A 6,612-nucleotide genomic window follows, 5' to 3' on the forward strand; every position below is an offset into this window, starting at 1 on the left:
ATTATTGACACTCCCCACGAATAGAATTCGGGGGATTCTTCTTTCATAGACCTATCTTGCTATCGCAGGGCGAACCAGCAATAGTAGAGGACAAATCTCCAGAAGCGTTCGGATCTAAGATCCAGGTTCCGACGTGACCCGTCGTACCCAAGGCTCGATTTAGAATGTTAATGGCTGCGTTTTTATCACGATCTAATTGACATCCACAAGCACAAATATGAGTCCTTGTAGATAAAGATTTTTTAACAACAGCACCACAGTTAGAACAATTTTGAGACGTATAGGCAGGGCTTACAGCAACAGTTACCCTATTCATTTTCGCACCAAAATACTCTAACCATTTCCTGAATTGATACCAACCAGCATCATTAATTGACTTGGCTAAACAGTGATTTTTTACTAAGTTTTTAATCCTCAAATCTTCATAGGCTACCAAATCGTTAGATTGGATTACGCAACGAGCTAGTCTTTTAGCGTGTTCTTCACGTTGCCTACTTATTTTGAGGTGTTTACGCCCAAGTTTGTTAATGGCTTTTTTGCGGTTGATTGAACCTTTCTTTTTACGAGAAACACGACGTTGATAAAATTTTAATCGTTCTTCTCCTTGACGATAAAATCTAGGGTTGGGTTCAGTTCGTCCCATTGAATCAGTGTAAAATTCCTTTAAACCAACATCTAAACCGATAGTTTGATGGGTTGGTGATAATTCGTCTTTGACATCAACAGAGATACAGAACTGACAGTAATAACCATCTGCACGACGAACTAATCTAACCCTTTTGATTTTATCTTCTGAATAAAAAGCTAAATCCCACGTTCCAATTAATTTGAGTTTTCCAATTCCTTTTTTATCAGTAAACTCAATATGTTTAGGGTCTAAAAGTTTCCATCCACTGGTTTTATACTCAACTGAACGAGCATTTTTCTTGAATCTTGGATATCCTTTCTTTCCAGGAATTTGCTTCTTACAATTATCAAAAAATCTGGCTATCGATGACCAGCATCTTTCTACGGATGCTTGGCAAGCATGAGAATTTAAGTCTTTAACAAAGGGGTATTCAGAACGTAGTGTAGTATTGTACCGATAAAGTTCGGCACGACTAACTTTTTGTCCATCTATCCAATAACGCAAGCATTTGTTACGAACAAACTGTCCTGTTTTAATAGCTTCGTCTATTGCTTGATATTGATGTTTTTTCCCTTTGATTTTGAACTCGTAAACTATCATTTGACGCTAGATGAATCGGCGTAAATATATTCTAGCATAGATTTTGTAGGACACCGAATAAATTCCCTGTCGAGCTTATCCCCATAGTTATAAACTAGGGGCTTGCGCTCTCCGTTTTTTAGGTCATGAATTAGTCATGAATAGAAAAATGTCGCTTCATTTTTGTTGTCTTTTTTATGCTAGGATCAAGAATTGATGAAAAAAATAGTCTGTTGATTCCTTAGACTTGTAGCCAGCTAACCCAATGGAAAACAGCGAATTCAAAGAAAGAGAGCCGATTTCAAGTTTAGCCCTATATTATCTCTTCAAAAGCTCTATTATTGTTCCTACGTTCTATACTTACTTCCGTGGACGGGTCTATGGTCGAGAGAATGTGCCGAAAAAGCACCCTTTAGTGGTGGTTAGTAATCATGGTAGCTATTTTGATCCTCCCCTATTATCTTCTTCTTTGGGTCGTCCCGTGGCTTTCATGGCCAAAGAAGAATTATTTAAAGTACCGATATTAAAAGAAGGTATCCGCTTATATGGAGCCTATCCGGTCAAGAGAGGAAAAAGCGATCGCGCAGCCATTCGCGCAGCCTTAAACGCCGTCAAAGACGGTTGGTTAGTGGGGCTATTCTTAGAGGGAACTCGTACCCCTGATAGTCGAGTTCATGACCCAAAATTAGGGGCGGCCATGATTGCAGCTAAGGCGCAAGTTCCTCTTTTGCCAGTCTCTTTATGGGGAACAGAGAAAATATTACAAAAAGGCTCTCCCTTTCCCCGTCCCGTTCCTGTAACCATTCGTGTTGGTGAAGTTATTGCACCTCCTGAGTCCAATAAACGCCAAGCATTAGAAACCGTAACCCAAAAATGCACTACCATTATTAATGAACTTCATGATTTAGGACGCTAGTAGTGCTACGCACAAGGCAAAAGGCAAAAGGCAAAAGGCCAAAGTTCCCTTTAAAAAAGTGTAAAGTAAATTAGTCTTTATGATTAAGAAATTGTTTTTTTTTAGAGCATGATTATAAAAATAAGGTAATTTGATATCGAACAAATTAATAGAATAAAAATGACTCAAGCTTCAGGAAAAAATAATAATTTTCAAGTTTGCGATCGCGATCTTACCTCAGAAACCTTAGACCGTTATTTACAAGCTGATGCCATTGCTATTGACACTGAAACCATGGGATTAATTCCCCAAAGAGATCGACTCTGTTTAGTGCAATTATGCGATCCGAGTGGATATGTAACAGCGATTCGTATTGAAAAAGGACAACAAACAGCAGACAATTTAAAACAATTATTAGAAAATCAAAAGATTGTTAAAATTTTCCACTATGCTCGCTTTGATGTGGCGCAATTTAAGTATAATTTCGGCATAGAAACAGCCCCAATTTTTTGTACGAAAGTAGCCAGTAAATTAGCAAGAACCTATACGGGATCTCATGGTTTAAAATCCTTAGTTCAAGAAATAGAAGGAGTCGAATTAGACAAAAGTTCTCAGAGTTCGGACTGGGGAAATAGTCAAAATTTATCAGAAGCACAATTAAGTTATGCCGCCAATGATGTGAGATATTTAATTCAACTGAGACAACAATTAATTACCATGTTACAAAGAGAAGAAAGATGGGAAATTGCCCAAAAGTGCATGGAAGTTATTCCCGTATTTGTAGAATTAGACTTAATGTATTATAAGGATATTTTTGAACATTAAACAAATAAGGGAAAATTGACAATTGAGAATGGATAATTAGAAAAGTTCAAGGTAGGATAAAGATAACGTCGTTTAAAAGAATCAGAGTAGAGGTAAATCATGACACAAGCCATGGCCCTAACCCCCGATAATGTAGAAACCGTCTTAGACGAAATGCGCCCCTATTTAATGGCAGACGGTGGCAACGTCGAATTAGTCGAAATCGAAGGGCCCATCGTTAAACTTCGGTTACAGGGAGCTTGTGGCTCTTGTCCTAGCTCAACCATGACCCTCAAAATGGGCATTGAAAGACGCTTAAGAGAGATGATCCCTGAAATTGCCGAAGTAGAACAAGCATTCTAAAGTCTGGTAACCCTCGTCAATAAAAACGAGGGTTTCTTGATATAGAGCGACCCATGATAGTTAAGACATTGGTAAAGGTTGAAACGACTATATAATCAACCATTGCCACCCCCTCTAACTCCCCCTTTTGTGAGGGGGAGAACCCTTGCCCATTTCCTATTCCCCAGTGCGTAGCACTATAAATAATTTTGCCAGGAGGCCATCACCCAGATAAGATAGAATTCATCCCCAATTAACTTTTGCTGAGGACAAACGTGAAGCTATTTGTCTATCATACGCCTGAACTAACCCCCACGGACCATTTACCCGACTGCGCCGTTGTGATCGATGTCTTACGAGCCACCACCACCATTGCCACGGTTTTAGAAGCCGGTGCAGAAGCGGTTCAAACCTTCAGTGATATCGACAAATTAATCGCAGTCAGTGAACAATGGCTGCCAGAAAAACGCATTCGAGCAGGCGAAAGAGGAGGGGCAAAGGTAGAAAGGTTTGATCTGGGTAACTCCCCTTTGGACTGTACCCCGGAGACAGTAGGCGAAAAACGTTTCTTTTTAACCACCACCAATGGCACCCGCGCCCTACAACGGGTTGAAAACGCCAAAACAGTGATCACTGCAGCTATGATTAATCGACAAGCGGCCGTTAATTATATTATTAAACAGCAACCCGAAACCGTGTGGTTAGTAGGATCGGGATGGGAAGGGGGATATTCCCTCGAAGATACCGTCTGTGCAGGAGCGATCGCCCACGCTTTAATTCTTCATGATGCCCAAATGGTAGAAGTAAGTAACGACGAAGTCATTGCAGCAACGGCCCTATATGCTCAATGGCATGATAACCTCTTAGAAATGTTTCACCGCTCTAGTCACGGTCAAAGATTATTACGGTTGAACTGCCAAGAGGATTTACAATACTGCGCTAAAAGTGACATTATAGAAGTGTTACCGATACAAAAAGAACCAGGAGTCTTGGTAAAATTCTCCTAGGTATCCTATGCTGGTTTAGCTTCCCTAAATTCTCGAGGATTCCTTCGTTATGAAAATTTTGGTATTGACTTGGGAATTCCCCCCCCGTCTCGTGGGAGGTATTGCCCGTCATGTTGCCGAATTATATCCAGAAATTAGCAAATTAGGCCACGAAATTCATTTACTTACCGTAGAATTCGGGCAGAGTCCCTCCTATGAACAGGTTGACGGGGTTCATGTTTATCGTGTTCCGGTGCAAGAAGCTAATGACTTTTTTCACTGGATTGTCAATATGAATAATAGTATGGGTCATTATGGAGGACAATTAATTCAAGAGAAAGGGCCCTTTGATGTGATTCACGCCCACGACTGGTTAGTGGGCGATGCAGCCATCGCCTTGAAACATTTATTTAAAATTCCTCTCATTGCCACCATCCACGCCACAGAATACGGTCGTTACAATGGGATTCATAATGATACTCAACGCTACATCTCCAAAAAAGAAGGCAACTTAATTTATGATTCTTGGCGGGTGATTGTTTGTAGTGATTATATGCGTCACGAACTCAAACGGGCCTTTGAAACCCCTTTGGATAAGGTTGATATTATTTACAACGGCATTCGGGCCGAAAAAAAGCGTCAAGATCCTAATTTTGATTACTTGACCTTTCGCCGTCAATTTGCCCTCGATCACGAAAAAATCATCTATTATGTGGGGAGAATGACCCGTGAAAAAGGGGTTTCCTTACTCTTACAAGCAGCAGCCAAGGTGTTATGGGAATTACAAGGAAATGCCAAAATCGTGATTATTGGTGGCGGCAATACCCAACATTTACAAGCAGAAGCGCATGAGTTGGGGATTGCGAACCGTTGTTGTTTTACGGGGTTTATGTCGGATGAAGATTTAGATCGTTTTCAAACCATTGCTGACTGTGCTGTCTTTCCTAGTTTATACGAACCCTTTGGGATTGTGGCCTTAGAAAGTTTTGCAGCCCGTGTTCCGGTGGTGGTATCGAGTACAGGAGGTTTACCGGAAGTGGTTAATCATCAAAAAACAGGCATTGTGACAGAGGTGAATAACCCAGACTCTTTGGCTTGGGGCATTTTAGAGGTCCTAAAAAATCCTGATTATGGTCAACAGTTGGTGGAAAAAGCTTATGAAGAGTTGGCCTTGCGTTTTGGGTGGCCAGCGTTAGCTAAACAAACGGAAGCCGTTTATCGGGTGGTATGTGAACAGCGATCGCAAATTCACTGGGAGTAGTTAACAATGAAAAGATAGAATAGGGATGATCAGCGGATTGGGGATTATCAATGAAGTGGATCGTCTATTTTGCCATAACCGTTATTGTTTATCTGATTATAATTCTTAAGTTAAAAGTCAAAACCCAAAGGGAAAAAGTAAGAGAAGCTTATATCTTTTGGAATACTTTGATTTTTTTTCTTGTCTTTGAGTTTGTTTTTATTGAGTCTATTGTTAGTCAATTTTTATTACATATTTTCGGGTTTTTCTTATCATTGGTTTATTCGATTTCTATCTATATCTATTTAAAATCGATCAGAAAAGATATCGATACTATTTTTTATAAACTATTAGAACAAAGTCACGGCAAAATTAGTATTTTAACCTTTATGCAAGCCACAGAACTTCCCCCTAATGAAGCTCAAGATTATTTAAACAAAAAACTAAGGGAATTAAGAGGAAATCGCCATAGTACCCGTGGGAATATTTATTATGAATTTAGTGCCTGGCAACACTATTAAGAAACTGGGCGATTTTCTGCACAGCCAGTTCGAGGATATCAGGATCATGGACTAAGGCAAATCTTACATACCCTTCCCCTTGTTTCCCAAACCCGGCACCAGGAGACACAGCTACCCCTGTAGCTGCCACTAACTCGGTACAAAATTCAACGGATTTATTTTGCCAAGGTTGGGGTAATTTTGCCCAGACATACATCGTCGCTTGAGGAGAGGTAACTGGCCAACCGATCGCATTAAGCGCATTGATAAAGGCATCTCGTCTGGTTTGAAAGCGTTTAACCGTCTTTTTAACCGTGGTTGATCGCCGTTTAACGCTGCGATCGCCCCGTTTAAAATGCCTCGATATTGATTAAAATCCACCACCGCTTTCACCCGTCTTAAAGCTTGAATAATCTCAGCATTACCGATGGCGTAACCAATCCGAAAGCCACCCATATTATAGGACTTAGAGAGGGTAAAAAAACTCAATCGAAAGGGATTTTGTGGGGTCAGCCTGTAAAATTGAAGGGGGTTGAGCCATTCCCTCGAAAACAATGTCAACGTAGGGAAAATCATGAACCAATACTAACCCATGCTCTTGACAAAAAGCCACCGCTTTCTGGAAAAAAGCTAAGGAT

7 protein-coding genes and 1 pseudogene are annotated in these 6,612 nt (G+C 40.4%); 6 read left to right on the top strand and 2 right to left on the bottom strand.

Annotation, left to right across the window (positions count from 1 at the left end; genetic code table 11):
* Positions 1 to 43: 43 nt before the first annotated feature.
* The gene (locus tag C4E06_RS21575; RefSeq protein ID WP_107670472.1) at positions 44 to 1,228 is read right to left on the bottom strand and encodes an RNA-guided endonuclease TnpB family protein; all 1,185 of its coding nucleotides are present in this window, start codon (positions 1,226 to 1,228) and stop codon (positions 44 to 46) included.
* A 244-nt stretch (positions 1,229 to 1,472) separates the two neighbouring features.
* On the opposite strand from C4E06_RS21575, the gene C4E06_RS21580 reads away from it, so the two are divergent.
* The 6 genes from C4E06_RS21580 (at position 1,473) to C4E06_RS21605 (ending at position 5,995) form a co-directional block, all read left to right on the top strand.
* Complete coding sequence (locus C4E06_RS21580; RefSeq protein WP_107670473.1) at positions 1,473 to 2,123, top strand: 1-acyl-sn-glycerol-3-phosphate acyltransferase; 651 nt, start codon at positions 1,473 to 1,475, stop codon at positions 2,121 to 2,123.
* A 159-nt stretch (positions 2,124 to 2,282) separates the two neighbouring features.
* Entirely contained in the window at positions 2,283 to 2,927 is a 645-nt protein-coding gene (locus C4E06_RS21585) for a ribonuclease H-like domain-containing protein (protein WP_107670474.1), read from the top strand.
* Between the two features lie 99 nt (positions 2,928 to 3,026).
* The gene (locus C4E06_RS21590; RefSeq protein WP_008277608.1) at positions 3,027 to 3,269 is read left to right on the top strand and encodes a NifU family protein; all 243 of its coding nucleotides are present in this window, start codon (positions 3,027 to 3,029) and stop codon (positions 3,267 to 3,269) included.
* Between the two features lie 254 nt (positions 3,270 to 3,523).
* A complete protein-coding gene (locus tag C4E06_RS21595) occupies positions 3,524 to 4,255 on the top strand; it encodes a 2-phosphosulfolactate phosphatase family protein (RefSeq protein WP_107670475.1) in 732 nt (243 codons plus the stop codon).
* Between the two features lie 49 nt (positions 4,256 to 4,304).
* On the top strand, positions 4,305 to 5,495 hold the full coding sequence (locus C4E06_RS21600; protein ID WP_107670476.1) for a glycosyltransferase family 4 protein: 1,191 nt from the start codon (positions 4,305 to 4,307) through the stop codon (positions 5,493 to 5,495).
* Positions 5,496 to 5,545: 50 nt separating this feature from the next.
* Positions 5,546 to 5,995 (top strand): hypothetical protein, encoded by a 450-nt coding sequence (locus tag C4E06_RS21605; RefSeq protein ID WP_107670477.1) that lies wholly within the window; start codon positions 5,546 to 5,548, stop codon positions 5,993 to 5,995.
* Here C4E06_RS21605 and C4E06_RS21610 read toward each other — a convergent pair.
* Positions 5,973 to 6,612: pseudogene (locus C4E06_RS21610) on the bottom strand (aminotransferase class I/II-fold pyridoxal phosphate-dependent enzyme); the annotation flags it as partial. The gene C4E06_RS21605 and the pseudogene C4E06_RS21610 sit on opposite strands and share 23 nt — an antisense overlap.

Source organism: Cyanothece sp. BG0011, assembly GCF_003013815.1.
GTDB lineage: Bacteria > Cyanobacteriota > Cyanobacteriia > Cyanobacteriales > Microcystaceae > Crocosphaera.